General features: G+C 36.7%; 14 protein-coding genes and 1 pseudogene. 11 read left to right on the forward strand and 4 right to left on the reverse strand.

Annotated features, from left to right (window positions below):
* Nucleotides 1–286: 286 nt before the first annotated feature.
* Together GQS55_RS08785 and GQS55_RS08790 are read left to right on the forward strand one after the other, a co-directional pair.
* Nucleotides 287–3,088, forward strand: a complete 2,802-nt coding sequence (locus tag GQS55_RS08785; RefSeq protein WP_159819804.1) for a hypothetical protein — start codon at nt 287–289, stop codon at nt 3,086–3,088.
* Between the two features lie 132 nt (nt 3,089–3,220).
* Nucleotides 3,221–5,887, forward strand: coding sequence for a TonB-dependent receptor domain-containing protein (locus GQS55_RS08790; protein WP_159819806.1), 2,667 nt, complete (start codon nt 3,221–3,223; stop codon nt 5,885–5,887).
* A gap of 160 nt (nt 5,888–6,047) precedes the next feature.
* On the opposite strand, the gene GQS55_RS08795 is transcribed toward GQS55_RS08790, so the two are convergent.
* Nucleotides 6,048–7,169 carry a polysaccharide lyase family 7 protein gene (locus tag GQS55_RS08795; protein WP_236559805.1) on the reverse strand — a complete coding sequence of 374 codons (1,122 nt, stop codon included), beginning with the start codon at nt 7,167–7,169 and terminating at the stop codon, nt 6,048–6,050.
* A 375-nt stretch (nt 7,170–7,544) separates the two neighbouring features.
* Between GQS55_RS08795 and GQS55_RS08800 the strand changes: the two genes are divergently transcribed.
* From GQS55_RS08800 to GQS55_RS08825, 6 genes are all read left to right on the forward strand, one after another.
* On the forward strand, nt 7,545–8,342 hold the full coding sequence (locus GQS55_RS08800) for a DUF3450 domain-containing protein (protein ID WP_159819808.1): 798 nt from the start codon (nt 7,545–7,547) through the stop codon (nt 8,340–8,342).
* A 13-nt stretch (nt 8,343–8,355) separates the two neighbouring features.
* A complete protein-coding gene (locus tag GQS55_RS08805) occupies nt 8,356–9,765 on the forward strand; it encodes a MotA/TolQ/ExbB proton channel family protein (protein WP_159819810.1) in 1,410 nt (469 codons plus the stop codon).
* 3 nt (nt 9,766–9,768) lie between these two features.
* A complete protein-coding gene (locus tag GQS55_RS08810) occupies nt 9,769–10,296 on the forward strand; it encodes a MotA/TolQ/ExbB proton channel family protein (protein ID WP_159819812.1) in 528 nt (175 codons plus the stop codon).
* Nucleotides 10,297–10,366: 70 nt separating this feature from the next.
* Nucleotides 10,367–10,777: an ExbD/TolR family protein gene (locus GQS55_RS08815; RefSeq protein WP_201294601.1), complete on the forward strand. Its 411-nt coding sequence runs from the start codon at nt 10,367–10,369 to the stop codon at nt 10,775–10,777.
* 83 nt (nt 10,778–10,860) lie between these two features.
* Nucleotides 10,861–11,430: an energy transducer TonB gene (locus GQS55_RS08820; RefSeq protein WP_159822678.1), complete on the forward strand. Its 570-nt coding sequence runs from the start codon at nt 10,861–10,863 to the stop codon at nt 11,428–11,430.
* 60 nt (nt 11,431–11,490) lie between these two features.
* Nucleotides 11,491–12,849 (forward strand): tetratricopeptide repeat protein, encoded by a 1,359-nt coding sequence (locus GQS55_RS08825; protein WP_159819814.1) that lies wholly within the window; start codon nt 11,491–11,493, stop codon nt 12,847–12,849.
* A gap of 535 nt (nt 12,850–13,384) precedes the next feature.
* On the opposite strand, the gene GQS55_RS08830 is transcribed toward GQS55_RS08825, so the two are convergent.
* Both GQS55_RS08830 and GQS55_RS08835 read right to left on the reverse strand, forming a co-directional pair.
* Nucleotides 13,385–13,687 (reverse strand): DUF6172 family protein, encoded by a 303-nt coding sequence (locus GQS55_RS08830; protein ID WP_159819816.1) that lies wholly within the window; start codon nt 13,685–13,687, stop codon nt 13,385–13,387.
* A gap of 172 nt (nt 13,688–13,859) precedes the next feature.
* A complete protein-coding gene (locus tag GQS55_RS08835) occupies nt 13,860–14,315 on the reverse strand; it encodes a methylglyoxal synthase (protein ID WP_159819818.1) in 456 nt (151 codons plus the stop codon).
* A 375-nt stretch (nt 14,316–14,690) separates the two neighbouring features.
* Between GQS55_RS08835 and GQS55_RS08840 the strand changes: the two genes are divergently transcribed.
* The 3 genes from GQS55_RS08840 (at nt 14,691) to GQS55_RS08850 (ending at nt 19,523) form a co-directional block, all read left to right on the forward strand.
* Nucleotides 14,691–16,868, forward strand: a complete 2,178-nt coding sequence (locus GQS55_RS08840) for an OsmC domain/YcaO domain-containing protein (protein WP_159819820.1) — start codon at nt 14,691–14,693, stop codon at nt 16,866–16,868.
* Between the two features lie 276 nt (nt 16,869–17,144).
* A complete protein-coding gene (locus GQS55_RS08845) occupies nt 17,145–17,636 on the forward strand; it encodes a hotdog fold domain-containing protein (protein ID WP_159819822.1) in 492 nt (163 codons plus the stop codon).
* 288 nt (nt 17,637–17,924) lie between these two features.
* Nucleotides 17,925–19,523, forward strand: coding sequence for a cation:proton antiporter domain-containing protein (locus tag GQS55_RS08850; protein WP_159819824.1), 1,599 nt, complete (start codon nt 17,925–17,927; stop codon nt 19,521–19,523).
* A 125-nt stretch (nt 19,524–19,648) separates the two neighbouring features.
* On the opposite strand, the pseudogene GQS55_RS08855 reads toward GQS55_RS08850, so the two are convergent.
* Nucleotides 19,649–20,856 (reverse strand): annotated as a pseudogene (locus GQS55_RS08855) (IS256 family transposase).
* Between the last annotated feature and the right edge of the window lie 93 nt (nt 20,857–20,949).

A 20,949-nucleotide genomic window follows, 5' to 3' on the forward strand; every position in this document is an offset into this window, starting at 1 on the left:
AATAGACTTCATAAAGTTAAGGGGTATTTATAAAAGTAAAACAGTAAAGAATTCATGTTTCAAATTAATGACAAGTGTAATTCAGCATAAACTGGTATTTATTATTCCTTTAAATGAAATATAGATAACGCTTGCAGGCCTTGACTAGTCATTGCTGTCATTAAAATGAAATATAACTGTAAAGAAACAGTCATATTTCTAAAGCATTTCTGTCATTTTTCTCTTGTAGCATGTTGGAAAAATTAATTAGTCCTTTAATAAAACAACTAACTCTTCGGAGAGAAACATGAAATTGAATAAGATCTTTAAACACAGCGCAACCAATATTGCTATTGTAACGGCTTTATCTCTTGGTCTATCTGCTTGTGGTGGTGATATAAATCTTGAGTCAAATGTAGATAATTCAGTCGGTGATACAGTTGTAACTAATCCATCACCAACTACTCCAACGACACCTGATGAAGTGTTACCGGGTAAATCGAATTCTGCATTAAGCACACAAGTTTCTGCTGCGCTAGGTTTTGATGTTCAAATACAAGTACTTGATACAAGAATTACAGAAAGCACAACGTTAGTAGCTAACGATAGTAATGGTAATGCTGTTATGTACGCCCTTAGCGGTGGTGTAGATGTTGGTGGTTTACAATCACGTAGTGATGATGATGTGGTATTAACAATTGAACCAGGTACGGTAGTTTTTGGTCAATCAGGTAATGATTATTTAGTTATTCACCGTGATGCGAAAATCATGGCTGAAGGCACTAAAACTAGCCCAATCATCATGACATCATTACAAGATGTTCAAGGCGAAACGACTGATGCAGGTCAGTGGGGTGGTTTAGTTATTTTAGGTAATGCACCATCAAATAAATGTCCAACTGATGGTAGTGATTGTGCACTACAAGTTGAAGGTGTTGGTGAAGGTGCAGTATTTGGCGGCACTAATTGGGAAGATGATTCAGGCGCGTTAAAGTATGTAGTGGTTAAATATGCGGGTTATGAAATTGCCCCAGACAATGAATTAAACGGTATCACTTTTGGTGGTGTTGGTTCAGGTACCTCTGTTGATTATATTCAAGTACACAGCAATGCCGATGATGGCGTTGAATTTTTTGGTGGTGCTGTTAACGCGAAACATTTAGTTTTAACAGGTAACAAAGATGACAGTGTTGACTGGGATAATGGTTATAAAGGTATGTTACAGCATATTTATATTGAACATGCTAATAATTCAGGTGAAGCTAACCGCGCTATCGAAGCAGATAATGATGGTAGCAACCCAGGTAAAGAACCACAGTCTAATCCAATAATTTCTAATATGACTATTATTGGCAATAACTTCGATACAGCTGATAAAGATTCTGAAGGCATTTACTTACGTGAAGGAACGGCAGCTAAAATATTTAATACTGTTATTACTGGCCCAAGTGAAATGGGTGAATGTTTAGAGTTCGAAGCTGGAATCACGGTAGATAATGCTAATAGCGGTAAAATCGTGATGGAAAATGTCATTATGTCATGTGAAGGAGAAAACTTTAAAGATTCTACTTCTTTTGACATGGAAGCTTGGTTTAGCGCTGAATCGTCAAATAGCATTAGCTCATCAATTTTAATTGGTGAATCAGGTATACCTGATAGTGACTCGCCACTTATTGCAGCTAATGCAGGTCAAGATGTTGCTAATACTCAAAATGCATTTTTTGATACTACTAACTATGTTGGCGCATTAAATGGCACTAATGATTGGCGCGAAGGTTGGGCATTTGGCTTTGGTGGTGGTGTTGTAACGGCAACTGCTGAATCTGAAGCTGAAGGCTGTCCAACGGGTACTACGCCAATTACCCCAATTGATGGCGTTACTACAACCTGTCAATTAACCGGTGAAATCACCAATGATTTAACTTTAACTGCAAATAATTTATATGCGTTAAATGGTCCGGTATTTATTGGTGAAGATAAAGCTAATAGCGCGACTTTAACAATTGAACCCGGTACTACAGTTTATGGTCGTTCAGGTGGTGATTATCTGGTAATTAGCCGTGATTCAGCTATTGAAGCGAATGGTACTGCGACTAACCCAATTACTTTTACGTCAAGTGAAGATATTGCTCAAGGTGTTACTGGCTCGGGTCAATGGGGCGGTGTTGTTATTCTTGGTAATGCAAAATCAAATAAATGTCCAACGGACGGTAGTGACTGTGCATTACAAGTTGAAGGTGTAGCTGAAGGTGGCGTATTTGGTGGCACTGACGATGAAGACAGTTCAGGTACATTACGTTATGTTGTTGTGAAACATGCCGGTTATGAAATTGCCCCAGATAATGAGTTAAATGGTATTACTTTTGGCGGTGTAGGCTCAGGCACAACAGTAGAATATATCCAAGTACATGAAAATGCAGATGATGGTGTTGAATTCTTCGGTGGTACTGTTAATGCTAAGTATTTAGTACTGACAGGAAACAAAGATGACAGTGTTGACTGGGATAATGGCTATCGCGGTAACTTACAATATGTACTAGTGAAACATGCAGATAATGACGGTGAAGCTAACCGTGCAATTGAAGCGGATAACGACGGTTCAACGCCTAATAAAGAACCTCAATCTAATCCAACAATTGCTAACATGACAATTATCGGTAATGGTTTTGATACGCCTGATAAAGCGTCTGAAGGTATATACCTTCGTGAAGGAACCAAAGCACAACTACATAACTTTGTTGTGACAGGTACTTCAGGTATGGGTGAATGTTTAGAACTTGAAGGTGGTAGCTCTACTGTAACAACAGACCAAGCATCAAACGGTGATACGGTTATTTCAAATTCAGTATTTGCTTGTGATGAAAACTTTAAAGATTCAAAAGCAACGGATGGCACGGTATTACTTGACGCTGAAGACTGGGTTCTTAATCAAAATGATGAAAACTCAACAGCTGAAAGTATGGGTACAGTACTAAACGGTATATTCACTATTGATACAACAACCCCGAAAGATTTTACAGGTAATGCTTTCTTTGACAACGCCAATCACATTGGTGCGGTAACGGAAGGAAACAACTGGACTGCTGGCTGGACTGTAGGCTTAGAGTAACAGACTAGCTAATTAAAATGCTGTAGCACAATCATTTTTATACTACAGCATTTCATACCAAACTGGTTAATTGAATGACGTTATTGATTAGTTTGGTATTAATGTTCAAATACCTAATTCATGAGGTTTACAATGAATAATAAGTTTAAATCTTTTGCTTTATCTTCTCTAACAATTGCTTTGATGGCAACGACAGGGCAAGCCATAGCAGAAGAAGACGATAACGAGGCCATTGAAGAAGTTGTGGTCAAAGCTAGTCGCTTAAAAGGTACCGCAAGTGCCGTAATGCAAGAACGTAAAAACCAAGCTTTTGTTGCCGATATTTTAGGTGCAGAGCAAATTTCTCGCACAGGCGATTCAGATGCGGCCGCAGCGCTTCGTCGTGTAACAGGTATAACACTTGTTGATGGTAAGTTTATTTATGTCCGTGGTCTTGGTGAGCGTTTTTCAAGTACACAATTAAACGGTGCTGCTGTACCTAGTCCTGATCCAACACGAACAGTAATACCATTAGATTTATTTCCATCAAGTATTATTGAATCGTTATCAGTACAAAAATCTTACTCTGCAAGTATGCCGGCGCATTTTGCTGGTGGTAATGTTGATGTTCGTTTAAAAACTATTCCGACAGATTTCGTTTTCAACATGAAAGGTAAACTTGGTGGCAACACTAATAACTTTGATGATGGACTGACATACAATGGTGGCGGAAACGATTGGTATGGTATCGATGACGGTACGCGAGCTGCGCCAGACGATTTAACACAATTATGGAATAGCTATACATCAATCAACAATTTAGACCAAGACGAAAACCGTTTAGTTGCTGGTCAGCTTAATCGTGATTATGATCCTAAAAGCGCAAGTATTAACCCAAATACTGGGTTGGATATAGCACTTGGTAATAAGTTTGATTTTGATGATTTTCGTTTAGGTTTTCTATCTTCGATTTCTTATGACAATAAATGGGAAGTATCAGAAGGTTACGAAGGTCAAGATTATACTAAAGGATCTGACGGAGCTTGGTCTTTAGTACGTGGTTTTGATGAGGTAGATACGACTGAACATTCCGTACGTTTTTCTGGCATGATGAGCTTAGGCTTAGAATACATGCGCAACCACCGTATCGATTTTACCTCACTAATTTTACATGATACTCGTGATCAAGTGAGTGACAAGCGAGGGAATACAAACAACGTTTTACTGAGTGATGGCTTAAGAATACGCGATAGCGAAGTTATCTATGAAGAACGTGAAATGATTTCCAATCAATTGCGTGGTACGCACAATTTAAATGACTGGTGGGGACTAGGGGTTGATTGGTTTTATTCCGATGCACGTTCTAACCGTTATGCGCCAGGCAATATAGAAACACGTTATATTATTTCTGACGGCTATAATGGACAACCAGAAGACGGAATCTTTGATTACATCAATGAAAGTTCATTAAGAAAAGCAAGTACTTCTACTCGTTATACCTTTCAAGATTTAGACGATGAAGTAGAGAACTATGGCTATAATTTATCTTTACCGTTAGCTTTTTCTGGTACTGAAGTTGAATTAAAGTTTGGTGGTAACTTTGTTAAAAAATCAAGAGAAGCATTTGCAAGACGTGTTGATATTAATACGTTAGCGCTAGGTGATCTGGATTTAACGGGTAGCCAACTAAATAATATACTAACCGATGATGTTATATTAAATTACCCATTAAGTGGTAATGACAATATTATGCGTGATACGTCAATTGCGGGTGATGATTATTATTCAGGACAAATGATTGATGCTTATTACGTAGAAGCTGATTTTTTCTTTAATGATAAGTTGCGCGTCGTTGGTGGTATTCGTTATGAAGACTTTAGACAAGTGGTTGCACCGCTTGACCCGGCAACAGGAAAGTTTGACTTACCATCACAACCAACAGAAGCCGATTTAGCAGATCTTGCTTTTCAAGAAGATGAATTCTTTGGCGCTTTAGCACTAACCTATATTGTAGACGATCAAGTGCAATTTCGTGCCTCAGTCGGTCAAACAACAATACGTCCTGATCTTCGTGAAGTTGCCCCTGCAACCTATATTGATCCCCTTACAGGATTCCCTATTGGTGGAACGCCAGGTGTGGAAAGCACAGACATAGTTAACTATGACTTGCGCTGGGAATGGTATATGGAAACAGGTGAGAACTTGTCGGTTGGTTTATTCTATAAAGATATGGATATGCCAATTGAATCTGTACAGTCACCTTCACAAGATGGTCCATCACTTATTCGTATTGCTAATGCTGAAGACGGCTATGTATACGGAATAGAAATGGAGTTTTTGAAAGACTTTACGTTCTTAGGTGATTTAGGCCCCGTAAATGGTGCCGACCTTTTCTTGTCTGGTAACGTTACGTTAAGTGATTCTGAAATTAATATTAATACACAAAGTGTTGTTGAACAAACAGGTGTATCTACCAGTATTACAAACCCTACACGCAGAATGACTGGTCATTCGGAGTACGTACTTAATTTCAATTTAGGTTGGGATGCACCTAATGGCTATCATAGTGCTACATTAGTTTATAACGTGTTTGGCGAACGTATTATTATACCAGGTATTGAAGGTAAAGATGATGCATACGAGCAACCATTTCATTCACTTGATATGGTTTATACTTATTATCCTACATTCTCTTCAACAGTAACCTTTAAAGTACAAAATATATTGGGTGAAGATAAAGCGATAGAATTTGAAGATACGCTAATACAAAGTGAGACGAAAGGTACTCAATTTGAAGTCGCGTTAAAATGGGATTTCTAGTTAACTATTACTGATGTAACAGGGTTTACGTTAAGTTAAATTGAACCAAGTTAAAAGCACGTTGATTAATCAACGTGCTTTTTTATTTTAAAATATTAAGGAAGGAACTTATTAACCCAGCTGTTTCAATAAAGTTATTTGATTAAAATTATTGATAACGTTATTGCGTAATAGGCGCAAGAGAGTCACTAAGAACTAATGAACTAAAAGCAACTTGCGTATAATCTCCATTTGCTTTATCTGTTTTCCAGTCTCCAGTACCTAAACAAGCGGCATACCACATGCCCTGCGCGTCTTTAGTGCTACATTGATTATAAGCACCGGCTTTAAAGTATAACCAGTCACCAGCATAGCCCCACTTGTTATCTTTAGAATCGATCTCGCCATTTGCATCAACATTATTTGCTAAGTTTACATTGTACTCTACCGTTGGTTTACCAGGTGAAGTGAACGTTAAGTACATAATGTTTTGGTGTACGTTAATTGTATAGCTGAACTCTTCTCCAAGTGCTATACCGCTATCGCCTGGCTCATTTGGATTTTTCCAAGTATTTCCCCAAACAGGAAAAGCAATATCTGTTCTGTTAGGATCATTTTTAGCTAGATTTCTTTCATAATTCCAAAAGACAGAGCCTTTTTCATGATTTGGCCATTTTTTATAATAAATCTTTATAGGCTCATTCCCTGCACCAAAACCTAAGTTTTTTGCCTGTAATGCTTTGTCTTTTCCAGCATGAATCTGTCCTACTACAACAGAGTATGCCGCAGGCTTATTACCATTTTTAGCTCTTAGTGCAACATGATCGACTTTTAAGGTCGCTTCCATTTTACCGCCTACCGCCCCAAAACGTTCAGATAATGGGTGTGCTGCAATAGCAAAATTGTTACCCGGGTAACTTGTTTTTATTTTTGTATTACTACCACGAACCATTTGACGTAATTCGCTTCGTGTATTACTTGAATTTGCCGTTGTTATTGCTTTATTTGGTGCGGCAAAAACCATATAGCCATTTTCATCAAGATAAAAGAAATCTGGGTGCGAGTAGCTTTGCATTTTTATTACTGAAATCTCATCAATTTTACCATCATTGTTTAAATCGACGGGTACATTCATTTTCCAATGTGATAAATCAAATTTATCTGCTGGAATTTCAGCAATTGTTTTAGGAGTAAAACTAGATTGTTCGTTATCTCCATTACTTGCGCATGACATCAGCATGGCGACAGAAATAGGTATAACTGTTAAAGATAAGATAGCTTGTTTTACTCGAATGTTATTCATAATGTTCTCTTAAATTATTTTTTGTTTGATTTTTATTCTTCATAAAAAGAATAATGATGAAGTAAACATAACTATTATATTTACAATCTCCCCTCTTACTCTTTGTTACTTTTTGGTGTACCAACCTACCATACCAACTAGGTATACCAATTTCAATGTTCTAAAGTGATACTGCACATTATTTGGTCATAATTAATAAGCAAATAAAGTGGATCATTAAATGGGTGCTTTATAGAGATAAAATATTTACCTCCTAAATAATTCATAAAAGTGAAATATTACTGCAACCTAACTGTCACATTTCTATAACTTAACTGTCATATTTGTTGGGTAGACTTTGTCACAATTATTTTATGACAAGATATAGGTAAATCCATGAAGTTATCACAACTTGCCAAAGCAAGCTTATTGCTTAGCTTAAGTGCTAGCAGCTTGTTACATACAAGTGCTATAGCAAATGAAAAAAACCAACCACAACAGTTAGATGAAGTGGTTGCTGCGGGACAACAAATTAATCAGTCTGCGGTTAATTCACAAGTTAAAGTGAATGGCTTTACAGAGCAAGTACAAACCAAATTACAACAATTTAATACCGTAACGAAAGAGTTAGACGGGTTGAATGTTTACAACTTACAAATGCAACTTCAATTAGATAATCAAGTGGCTGAATTAACTCAGTTAGCTAAGTCTATGGAAGAAGTAAGTGTTATTGAACGTCAAATATCGCCTTTAATGGCGCGTATGATTTCTACCTTAGAGAGCTTTGTGCAACTTGATGTTCCTTTTCTACCTGAAGAGCGTAGTAAAAGGCTGAATGACTTAAATGACATGATGGTTCGTGCTGATACCTCTGTTGCCGAAAAATTTCGTCGTGTTTTAGAAGCCTATCAAATAGAGGTTGATTACGGTCGTACTATTGAATCTTACAGTGGTCAGTTAACGGTTGAGAATCAACAGATGGATGTCGACTTTTTACGAGTAGGGCGTGTAAGTTATATTTATCAAACACGTGATGGAAGTCGTTTAGGTCAATGGGACCAAGCAAGTGGCCAATGGCAAACACTTTCACAAGACTACCGTTTAGGTGTAAATAAAGCCCTTCGTATTGCACGTAAACAACTAGCACCGGACTTAATCATGGTGCCATTGACCAACACACAAGCCAAGCTATAGCAGAGTAACAAACATGACTATTATTAATACTGTTAAATCGTTAACAACTTTTAGCAAACAAGCAATAACGGCTGTAACGCTTTCATTAACACTGGCAAGTGGCGCAAGTATGGCGCAACAAGCGACTAATCTTGATGATTTATTAAGTCAGCTTGAACAAGGTAAAATAGCTCAATCGAAGCAAAATCAAGACAGAGAAGCTGAGTTTAAAGCGAAGGTAAATCAACAGCAGGCAATGCTTAATGATATTAAAAATCAAAGAGATTCTGCGATTTCGTTAAGTGGTGAATTAGAAAAAACATTTGCTAATAATGAAATTCAATTAGCGAATAAAACTGAAGCACTTGATAAACGTTTAGGTGAATTAAAAGAATTATTTGGTGTGTTGCAGCAAGTGTCAGGTGATACCCGTAGTAAATTTCAAACTTCTGTTATTTCGGCGCAAATTCCTGGTCGTGGCGAGTTTTTAGATCAATTTGCGCAAAGTATGGGATCTACCAGTAAGTTAGCTTCAATTGAAGAAATAGAACGTTTGTGGTTTGAACTACAACGTGAAATGACACAAAGCGGTAAAATAAGTACGTTTAATCGTGAAATTGTTCTGGCAAATGGCGAACGCACAATGACAGACGTTACGCGTGTTGGTGGTTTTAACTTAGTTGCTAATGGCAAATATTTAGAATATATCGATGAAACAGGCAGTGTTGCTGAGTTAATTAGACAACCTGCTAACCGTTACTTATCAACAGTTGATGCCTTAACAACAAGCAAAGAAACAACCGCTTTTGCGTTAGACCCAACAGGTGGTTCAATTTTAAGTTTACTTGTTCAAGCACCAGACACACGAGAGCGTATTGATCAAGGTGGTGTTGTTGGTTATATCATTCTTGCCATTGGCGCAGTTGGTTTATTAATCGCGTTAATACGTTTAGTTAACTTGATATCTGTAGGCGCTAAAGTTAATCGTCAACTCAAGTCTGATGTTGCGTCAAATGACAATCCGTTAGGCCGTGTTATGCAAGTTAAAGACGATAACCCAGGCTTAGATACCGATACACTAGAATTAAAACTTTCTGAGTCGATATTACGTGAGTTACCAAAGCTATCTAGCATGTTAACGCTTATTAAAATCATCTCAGTGGTTGCACCGTTAATCGGTCTACTTGGTACGGTAACCGGTATGATTAATACTTTCCAAGCGATAACTTTGTTTGGTACAGGTGACCCTAAATTAATGGCTGGCGGTATATCTCAAGCCTTAGTTACAACGGTTCTTGGTTTAGTTGTGGCGATTCCAATGGTATTCATATTCGCTTACTTGAATAGCCGTAGTAAAAATATTATCAATATTTTACAACAAGAAAGCACCGGTATAATTGCTCAGCGCTCTGAAAATGCAGAGTTAGCAGGGCAGGGAGCATAAAACGTGATTGCCTTAACCGAAATGTTCGACGCTATTGTAGAGTTTATGGATACAGGCGGGCAGGTATTAACCGTTATTGGCTGTGTTATTTTCATCATGTGGTTAATGATCTTTGAACGATTTGTATTTATCTCATTAAGTTATAAAAGTGTTAAAAAGCATTTGCTTAGCACATGGGAAAGCAGAGCAGATCAAACTTCATGGAATAGTGAGCAAATCAGAACTGCATTGATTTCACGTGGTGCAACTAAGCTGAATCGAAATATTAGCTTAATTCAATCGTTGGTTGTGTTATGTCCACTTTTAGGTTTATTAGGGACAGTAACCGGCATGATTGAGGTTTTTGATGTAATGGCTATTTCAGGTAGTGGCAACGCTCGTTCAATGGCTTCAGGTGTATCACGAGCAACAATACCAACAATGGCTGGCATGGTTGGCTCATTATCAGGTGTTTTTACCGTAGCCTGGATTAAACGAAATGCTAAGAAAGAAACCGAGCTATTAGCTGATTCTTTAACTGCAAATCACTAAATACAATAAAGTTACGTACTAGCCAATAATTATTGGCTAGTACCACATAGATAAACTATTAGGAAAAATCATGCGTCACTTAAATAAAATGATACAAGCGCAGGAAGAAAAAGAAGAAATAGATATGACTCCAATGTTGGATGTGGTGTTTATCTTATTAATTTTCTTCATCGTTACTGCCTCTTTCGTTAAGGAAGCTGGTATTGATGTGAATCGTCCAGAGGCTGCAACAGCGGTCAAAAAAGAACGCGCGAACATATTGGTTGCCATTAGTGATAAAGGTGATATTTGGATCAACAAACGTAAAGTGGATATTCGCAGTGTACAAGCCAATATTGAGCGATTAAAAGCTGAGAACCCACAAGGTACCGTTGTTATTCAAGCAGATAAAAAATCAACAACAGATACTTTAATTAAAGTTATGGATTCAGCGCGCGCCGCTGGTGTGTTTGACGTATCGATTGCTGCGCAAGAATCGTAGTAAACGTTGGAGAATATTAAGTGACTACAGTAATTGTGCGCAGTGGTGTTCGATATGTTATCGCAGGTGCGTTGGCGTTAAGTATGACCTTTTTATTATTTTGGGGAATGCAAAATCTTATTGCTGGTGGTAATGATGTTATGTCAGAGCCAGTGAAAGGTAACGTGCTCGACTTTATTCGTTTAAAAAAAGACGAATCGGTTGTTAAAAAAGAACGACAAGTACAAAAACCAGCTAAGCCTAAAGAGCCGCCACCGCCAATGACAACACCTCCTATGCAGCAGAGTAACCCTAACGCAAACGCGACTAAAAGTAGTTTTGCTGCTGATATTCAATCAGATATAGGTTTGTCAGGTGGTTTGAATTTAGATAGTGGTGATGGTGATTATTTACCTATTGTAAAGGTTGCAGCAGTTTACCCACGTAGAGCGCAATCACGAGGTATTGAAGGTTATGTGATTGTTGAGTTTACGGTTACTAAAACAGGTGCTGTAACAAGTCCTATTGTAGTGCAAGCAGAGCCTGAAGGTGTTTTTGACCGAGCAGCATTAGATGCTGTGGTTAAATTTAAATATAAACCACGTGTTGTAGATGGTGTCGCAATGTCGGTAGCTGGTGTTCAAAACAAAATCAGTTTTGAAATCGACGGATAAAGTAAACGTCACAATATAAGCAAGTGTGTTTTTTAATATATAAATGAAAGGAGAGTTAAAATGAAAGTGAAAATTTCCTTATTTTTAGCTTCAACGCTAGGTTTGATGTCATGTTTATCATCAGACCAAGTATTAGCTAACGAAAGTAATTCAGCCAGTACTAAACAAGAAGCTAAACAAGAAACAAAGCAAGAATATAAAAGTTACCGTGAAAGTAAAAAAGTTCCGGCGATGCGAAACCGTGTTTACACACAACTTGCAAGAGCACAAAAACTGGCTGATGAAGGTGATATACCTGCAGGAATAGCTGTGTTGGCTGAAGTTGAAGAGCGACTTGATAGTTTAAATAGCTATGAACAAGCGATGTTATATAATTTTTATAGTTTTATGCATTATGCTAATGATGATGTAGAAAATGCGATTATTAACTTTAATAAAGTGATTCGTGACGAAAGTTCAATTCCAGATAGCTTACTTATTTCAACACGGTTTTCACTTGCGCAACTATCGATGCAAAACCAAGATTATTCTTCGGCATTAACACATTTAAAGGCTTGGCAAGAAATTAACTCAAAACCACTAACCTCTAGTCAGGAAATGTTATTTGCTCAAATTTATTACCAAGATAAACGATTTGTTGACAGTTTAATGCATATTGAAAATGCGATTAAAGTAGCGGAAATTGATAATAAAACACCGAAAGAAAATTGGCTTATTTTAAAACGTGCTACCCATTATGAGTTGAATCAGCCTGAGCAAGTAACTGAAGTGATGGAACAGCTTGTGCGTTTATATAGCAAGCCGGAATATTGGTTACAGTTAGCAGGTATGTATGGTGAAGTTGGAAAAGAAGATAAGCAAGTTGCTGTGATGGAAGCAGCTTATCAAGCCGGCTACATTACTAAATCAAATGATATAATGACACTTGCACAACTCTATCAATTTCATGGTGCGCCTTTTAAAGCGGCAAAATTGTTAGATGAAGCTATTGAACAAGGCACTGTAGTTGCACAAGAGAAAAGTTTAGATTTACTTTCTCGCGCATATTTAGGTGCTAAAGAAACAATGTCGGCCATTGAAACGTTAAAAAAACTAACTGAGTTAGCTGATGACGGTAAATATGATGCATTACTAGCACAAACATATTTGAATGCAGAGCAATGGCAGCAAGCTATCAGCGCAGCCGATAAAGCGATAACGAAAAGTGAAGGTTCAGCTGATTATCTCGGTAATATGTATCTTGCTAAAGGTATGGCAAATTTTAACCTAAAAGAATTTGATGCATCATTAGAAGCTTTTGAGCATGCAGAGAAATTGCCTAAAATTAAAAAGACAGCACAGCAATGGACTAAATATGTTGAACGTGAACAAGACGCTTTTCAAAGACAACAAGAAATGCGCTTAGCTATGCTTAACTAGCATAGAGAGCCTTTAACGCCCGACCCTGTAAAAGATTTTGTTGAATCTCCCTTTTAAGCGCCTTTTGGCGCTTTTTTTTATTTTGTATATTTCTGAGTCTTTTCTATGTGCGATTTTTGCATTCTATTGTCATATTCTATAGGTCACACCATATACTTCATAGGCCATTAAATACAAAACACTTCGTTATCTCCTGTATGTATTATTTTGTCGTTACTTATTCGTCTTATTTAGTCATTCCATAGGTATGTTGATACGTAATCTCATGTGTATGGTTGAATAAAAACGAGATTTTGAATTAAGTTCAGAATGACGGACGGGTGTTCAGGCGGGCGGCGTCATGCCGTTGATCGCTTAATACGGAATCTCATGCGTGTGGTTGAATAATACGTGAGATATTGAATCAAGTTCAGAATGACGGGTTTTACTCAGTATGACCGAGATTTATCTGAGGAGATCGAGGTTAAGCGGGATTACTAAACTCAAAATGGCGAGAATTCTAGTTCAGAAATGCTCGCCATCAATTCAAGTGTTTCTATTCTTCGTCTGCAATTGGCATTGATGTTCTAATTGCCGGCTTTGCAATAATTTCTAGGTAGAAGCTTTCTAGGTCATGTTGTGCTGCATCATCAATACACTTATTAAGTGTAGACATATGAACAACATCGGCTACCTCTTTAGTGTGACCATATTTACAATCAAAGTCCCAGAAGTCAGCGTCATCAGGTAGTTTTTTATTGCGTTCTCTTTTAATGTACTTTTTTACTTCGTGCTTAATTGCATCAATAAGTCTTGCTGGCTTAATTGTTTTATGAGTTAATAAAAATTTTTTTTTCATTGGGTACCTTGGATCGACTTTATATTTTAATATTTGGTTAGCGAGCTAATCCAAATGTAGATGTGCAGTATACCATAGCGCAATTTTGATACTATTTTACTATAGAGCCTGTCATAAATAGATATTAACATGAAAAGGGCGCTACCTGATATGAAAAAAGTGCTAATGACTGTTAGGTTCTTCTTGCTAAATAGCCTTTATAGTCAGGTATACGAGCATGATAAACTTTATCAAGGTGATATGAATCTAAAATAAAGTCTGCCGTTGCTAAATTTGTTGCTACTGGTATATTCCAAACTGCTGCAAGTCGTAATAATGCCTTTACATCAGGATCATGGGGAGCAGCATTCATTGGGTCCCACAAAAAAATAAGTATGTCTATTTTTCCTTCTGCGATTTTAGCGCCAAGTTGCTGATCGCCGCCCATCGGACCTGATAATAAGCTTTCAATTGGTAATTTTAATTTTTGTGAGAGCATAGTTCCCGTTGTGCCTGTCGCATAAAGCTTGTGATTTTTTAATATGTCTAATCTCACTTCAGCCCAATCGAGTAATGATTCTTTCATATGGTCGTGTGCAACAAGCGCTATGTGTTTATTTTGCGCTAATTCGCGTGTTATATATTCCATAACTGCCCTAATTTTTTGTCAGATAACTGTAATTAATTTAATAGATAGTAACATTTTGAACTTTTTATTCTAGCGATAATAGTTTTGTTGATGAATTGAAAACTCAAAGGGTGCTAATGGTATACTTCTGCATATAAGTTCTCACTAATTAAACGAGCAAGTAGTTAACGTAAGTTGATTCGACGCGTATAATATTTATATAAATACTTACTTATACAAATATTGAGTCAATTTCTGTTATTTTTAAGGCTAATACGGCTAAAATCCGATAATTACACTCATTAAATATTAAGATGCTAAATAGTTTCGGTGCACTCTCATCAGTTGAGACGATCCAAACACTTTTATTACAACACTAAAATATGGAAACGTTTCATGGAAATCAAAGTTAATTTTCTCGATAACCTTAGATTGGAAGCTAAGTTTGATGACTTTAGCGTCATTGCTGATCAACCTATTCGCTATAAAGGTGATGGCTCAGCTCCAGGCCCTTTTGATTATTTTCTTGCATCATCAGCCCTTTGTGCTGCTTATTTTGTCAAAGTCTATTGTTCTTCGCGTGATATACCAACTGAAAATATTCGCTTGTCACAAAATAATATTGTTGACCCTGAAGATCGCTACAATCAAGTATTCCAAATTCAGGTTGAATTACCTGAAAGTATTTCTGATAGAGACAAAAAAGGTATTTTACGTTCAATTGACCGATGTACAGTAAAAAGAGTTGTGCAATCGGGACCTGAATTTAAAGTAGAAGCGGTTGAAAGCCTAGAAGAAGATGCTCAGGCAATGTTGATGGGGCAGCCTACAGCTGATAGTAGTACCTATATTTTAGGAAAAGATTTACCACTTGAACAAACCATTAAAGACATGACTGGCATTCTGGCTGATTTGGGTATGAAGATAGAAATTTCTTCATGGCGAAATATTGTTCCAAATGTGTGGTCTTTACATATCAGGGATGCGGCTTCTCCTATGTGCTTTACTAATGGTAAAGGGTCAACAAAAGAAAGTGCACTTTGTTCAGCATTAGGCGAGTTTATCGAGCGTCTTAATTGTAACTTCTTTTATAACGATCAATTTCTTGGCGAAGACATTGCAAAGAGTGATTTTGTTCATTACCCCAATGAAAAATGGTTTAAACCAGCTACAAATGATGCCTTACCGGAAGGGATTTTAGATGACTATTGTTTAAGCATTTATAACCCTGAAGATGAGCTACGTGCGTCAAACTTAATTGATACTAACTCAGGTAATGTTGAACGTGGTATTTGTTCTATTCCTTATCAACGTCATAGTGACGGTGAGACAGTTTATTTTCCATCTAACTTAATTGAAAATTTATTTTTAAGTAATGGTATGAGTGCGGGCAACAACTTAGCTGAAGCGCAAGTACAGTGTTTGTCTGAAATTTTTGAACGTGCAGTAAAAAGACAAATTATTGAACAAGAAATTGTGTTACCTGACGTACCACAACAAGTACTTGAGAAATATCCAAGTATCTTAGCGGGTATTAAAGGACTGGAAGAGCAGGGCTTCCCAGTTGTTGTTAAAGATGCCTCTTTAGGTGGTCAATTTCCGGTTATGTGCGTCACGTTAATGAATCCAAAAACAGGCGGTGTATTTGCCTCATTTGGTGCACACCCAAGTTTTGAAGTGGCATTAGAGAGAAGCTTAACTGAATTACTACAAGGGCGAAGCTTTGAAGGATTAAATGATGTACCAAAACCAACATTTAATAGCATGGCAGTATCAGAGCCTGAAAATGCAGTTGAACACTTTATTGATTCAACTGGGGTTATTTCTTGGCACTTCTTTAGTTCAAAACACGATTATCAATTTTGTGAATGGGATTTTTCTGGCACAAATGAAGAAGAGTGCGATGGCTTGTTTGCTATCTTAAAAGCAATGGGCAAAGAGGTTTATACTACTGTCTTTGATCAACTAGGTGCTACTGCTTGTCGCATGTTAGTTCCTGACTATTCAGAAGTTTATCCGGTGGAAGATCTTATTTGGGATAACACCAACAAAGCATTAGATTATCGTGAAGATATTTTAAACCTTCATGTGCTAAGCGATGATGCATTACAAGCTTTATTTGAGCGTTTAGAAGATAGCCAACAAGATAACTACATTGATATTCGCACTTTAATTGGTATTGAATTTGATGAAAATACCGTTTGGGGACAGTTAACGATTCTTGAGCTGAAGATACTTATTTGTCTTGCGTTGGGTGCATTGGAAGATGCGCTTGATTTAGTTGGGGAGTTTTTACAATACAACGATAATACGGTTGAACGTGGTTTATTCTATCAAGCGGTTCATGCGGTACTCGAAGTTACGCTAGATGACGAATTAGAATTAGAGGATTTTATCACTAACTTTAATCGTATGTTTGGCGAAGATCACATGACTAATGTTGTTGGGTCAGTGTTTGGTGAAATCAGATTCTTTGGTTTGACTAAAACAAGTATGAAGCTTGAAGGTTTAGATAAACATTTAAGACTGATTGAAAGTTATAAAAAACTTCATCAAGCACGAAGCTTAAAATAACGTAAGTTAACTATAAATTTATTTAAATTACTTAAATTTTGCTGCCTACATTTAACCGTTATTTGTAGGCAAAAATAACGTTGCATGGAAGCAATGTTTTAATATCAAGCATAATACCTTTTCTTGTTTTATTCTAAGAGCATTTTTTTATTTGTATCGTTTACTTAATTCATAAACTAAGCATAAATAATTTTCGACGTGTATAAAGCTGATTGAGTTTTGGTAAATTAATGCTAAACTCATCTGACCAGATGAAACTAACACAGGAAATCTATCATGGCGCAAGACACCACAGCTAAGTCTACTCAAGCTAAACCTACTAAAGTTATGGCGCTATATAAAAGGGTAACCCGTTTACCAATGGGGAAGAAGTTATTCTCCATGATGGTTGCTCGCATGGCACCTTATTTTAGTACCATCAACCCTTTGATTACTGAGCTAAGACCTAACTATTGCGAATGCTTTATCAAAAAACGCAATAAAGTTCATAATCATATAAAAACGGTACACGTTATTGCTATTTGTAATGGTTTGGAAATGGCGATGGGTGTTATGGCTGAAGCTTCCATTCCTAAAAATTTACGATGGATCCCTAAAGGTATGTCACTAGATTATACGGCCAAGGCTGGATCAGATATACGTTGTGTCGCGCAAGTAGAGCCTGAGCAATGGCAAGTAGGTGATCTTCTTGTACCTGTTACCGCTTACGACTGTAATGAGGTTGTAGTCGTACAAGGTCATATAAAACTTTGGATTTCTGAGAAGTAAAAAATGTAAAGTAGCGCATTACCGCTAATGACCAACAGTTAATTACTACTAGCTGCTTACCCATAAAACATAACGAAAACGAGTTTTTTTGATTACAGAATAAGAAAGTTATAGATTTGAAATAACATGCTGATATATCATGTTATTTCAAAAGTTTTATTCTGGTGTGCAATACGCTTAATCGTTTGTAGTACAACCAATTATAATATCCACACTACCTTTACTGTTTTTCTATTTCAATTTATTCATTTGAATAGGCGAGGCATGAGGTTTATTTAAGGAAGTATAATGGACTCACTACTCGTTATTATTACAATTTCATTAGCACTCGCAAGTGTATTAAATATAATATTAACTCGGTTTTCTATCTCCCATATTATTGGTTATATCATTACAGGTACAATCGTAAGTTTTATTTTTGATTTCAACGGTAGTGAAGACCTACAATCACTCGATTTAATTGGTGAATTTGGAATTGTCTTTCTGATGTTTACGATTGGTTTAGAAATGTCTTATTCTAAACTTCATAAAATGAAACATCTTATATTCTATAATGGTTTCATGCAGGTAGCTTGCAGCTCTCTTATTATTTTTGCTTTAGCACATTATGTTTTTTCACTTGATACTATTTCATCTGTCATTATTTCCCTTTCTTTTAGTTTATCGTCAACGGCCATCGTATTACCGTATCTAAAAAAGTCTAAAGATATCGTTACTCCCTACGGTGAAAAGTCTGTAGCCATTTTAGTTTTTCAAGATTTAGCCGTTATTCCTATTTTATTATTGATGAGCTTTTTAGCAAATAATGAAATGTCGATGACAGATATTCTTTTGAAAACGTTTCTTTATGCGACGGCTATCATCGTTTTTATGTTTACTTTAGGTAAAAAAATAATTGAGTGGTTATTGCATTTTTCTTCCACAGCGAAAATGGAAGAGTTGTTTTTAAGCTCCGTTTTTACCATTGTTATTGGTGCTTCGTTATTGGCGCATGAGTTGGGTTTTACTTATTCTTTAGGTGCTTTTATTGCAGGAATGATTATTGCTGAAACTAACTTTCATATTAAAGTTGAGTCGGATATTTCTTCGTATAAGGATTTATTGTTAGGGGCCTTTTTCTTCTCTATTGGTACGAAAATAGATATTTTTTATTTTGCCAGCAACTTATATCTAGTGCTAGGTATACTCTTATTGGTGATGATTATTAAAGCCGTTCTTATCTATTTTATTATTAGAAAAAGTGCCAATAAAAGTGATGCCATAAAATCTGCATTGGCTTTATGTCAAATAGGTGAGTTCTCTTTCGCAATTTTTGCCTTGGCTGTACACCAGAATATTTTAGATAGTGAACTGGGGAGTTTTCTTATATTGATTACCGTGTTATCTATGCTGGTAACACCTTTCATGATCAATAATATCTACAAAATAGCATCTCTGTTTGTGGTTGAGTTTTTTGAAGCAGATAAAATTGCACCGGTAAATGTGCGCAATCATACGATTGTTTGTGGTTTTGCTACCTTAGGTAGAATTGTTGCAAAAGAATTAGCGAAGAAAGAGATTGATTTTTTGATCATCTCTGACAATTTACAACATGTTTTATTGGCTAGAAAACGAGGATACAATGCTTACTTTGGTCATCTCGATAAGCGAGTAGTGCTTGAGTCACTTAAAGTAGAGCTATCTAAAAGCATTATAGTGACTGTACATACACTAAAAGGAAAGCAGTTAATTTGTGAAGCAGTATTGGAATATTGTCCAGAAGCTAATTTGATTGTTCAAGTAAATACACTTGAGGAAAAAGTGGTTTTATCTGAACTAGACATAAAATCATTTGTGCACGCTCATCATGAAACCGCTGTTTTGTTAGTAAAAGAAAGTTTAGTTTAGATTTAGTTCAGCTTAGCTTTATTAGATTTAGTTTAATCTAAACCTAAACATCAAAAAGCAATATTTCTTTATTGTTTTTTGATGTTTCGTTTGACCCTGTAACAATATCTGTGTAAGTACCATTTTTAAATATAGTCTGAAATACGGTCTTCGAATTCAATCATAAAACGATTCAAGGCCGATTTCCAATTCCTTATTGGCATAGTCCATTTTTTCGATGCTTGAGTAATGGCTAAGTAAATAACTTTCTTAGCTGAGTCATCGTTGGGAAATACCTTTCTGTTTTTAACCGCTTTGCGTATAACGCTGTTTAACGATTCTATCGCATTCGTTGTGTATATAGCCTTGCGGATATCATTCGGGTAAATGAATAAGGTATTGAGATTATCCCAATGACGTCGCCAGGAAGCTGATATGCTTGGGTATTTATCGTCCCAGCGTGCTGAGAATGCATCTAATGCCTTCAATGCTTGCTCTTCGTTTATGGCTTGGTAAATCGTTTTTAGGTCTTTGGTTACCGCTTTATAATCATTATAAGGCACAAATTTCAGCGAATTCCTTACCATATGTACAATACATAACTGTATTTGAGTATTTTCAAAGGCGGTATTAATGGCATCAGGAAAGCCTTTTAAACCATCAACACAGGCAATAAGGATATCTTGAACGCCTCGGTTTTTGAGCTCGGTCAACACATTAAGCCAGAATTTAGCCCCTTCATTTTCAGAGAACCACATACCCAGTAAGTCCTTTTGCCCTGTGACATCAACGCCTAGCGCTAAATAAACCGCTTTGTTGATAACCTTATTATCTTCTCTGATTTTTAGACGGATACAGTCCATATAAACGATAGGATAAACAGGCTCTAACGGCCTTGTTTGCCATTCATCGACTTTTTCAATACCGCGTTGGTCACACGAGAAATTAAGGTGGGAGAGACTTCTGCGCCATAGAATTCATCAAACGAGTCGACGATATCGCGCGTCGTCATACCTTTGCCGTAAAGGTATAAAATCTTGTCGTCCATAGAGGTGAATCGTGTTTGATTTTTCTTTACGAGGAGCGGCTCGAAGCTACCATCACGGTCACGTGGTGTATTTAGCTCAAACTCTCCGTCCTCGGTTTTAACTTTTTTAGCGCTAAACCCGTTACGGTTGTTGGGCGTACTCGTTTTTTCATGTTTAGCGTAACCAAGGTGGTCGTCTAATTCGGCATTTAGTGCCGCTTCAACAGTAACCTTGGTTAGCATAGCTCTGAATTTATCTAAATCTTCGCCTGTTTTAATACTTTTTGCGGCTTCTTTTGCAAAAGCTTCAAGTTCTTTATGGTTCATGTGTTTTACCTTTCTTTGATACCACTAGGGTAACTGATGAAAAGTACTTACACAAAATCTGTTACAGGCTCGTTCGTTTTATTGGTCATACGT

The sequence above is a fragment of the Colwellia sp. 20A7 genome, assembly GCF_009832865.1.
Lineage (GTDB): Bacteria > Pseudomonadota > Gammaproteobacteria > Enterobacterales > Alteromonadaceae > Colwellia.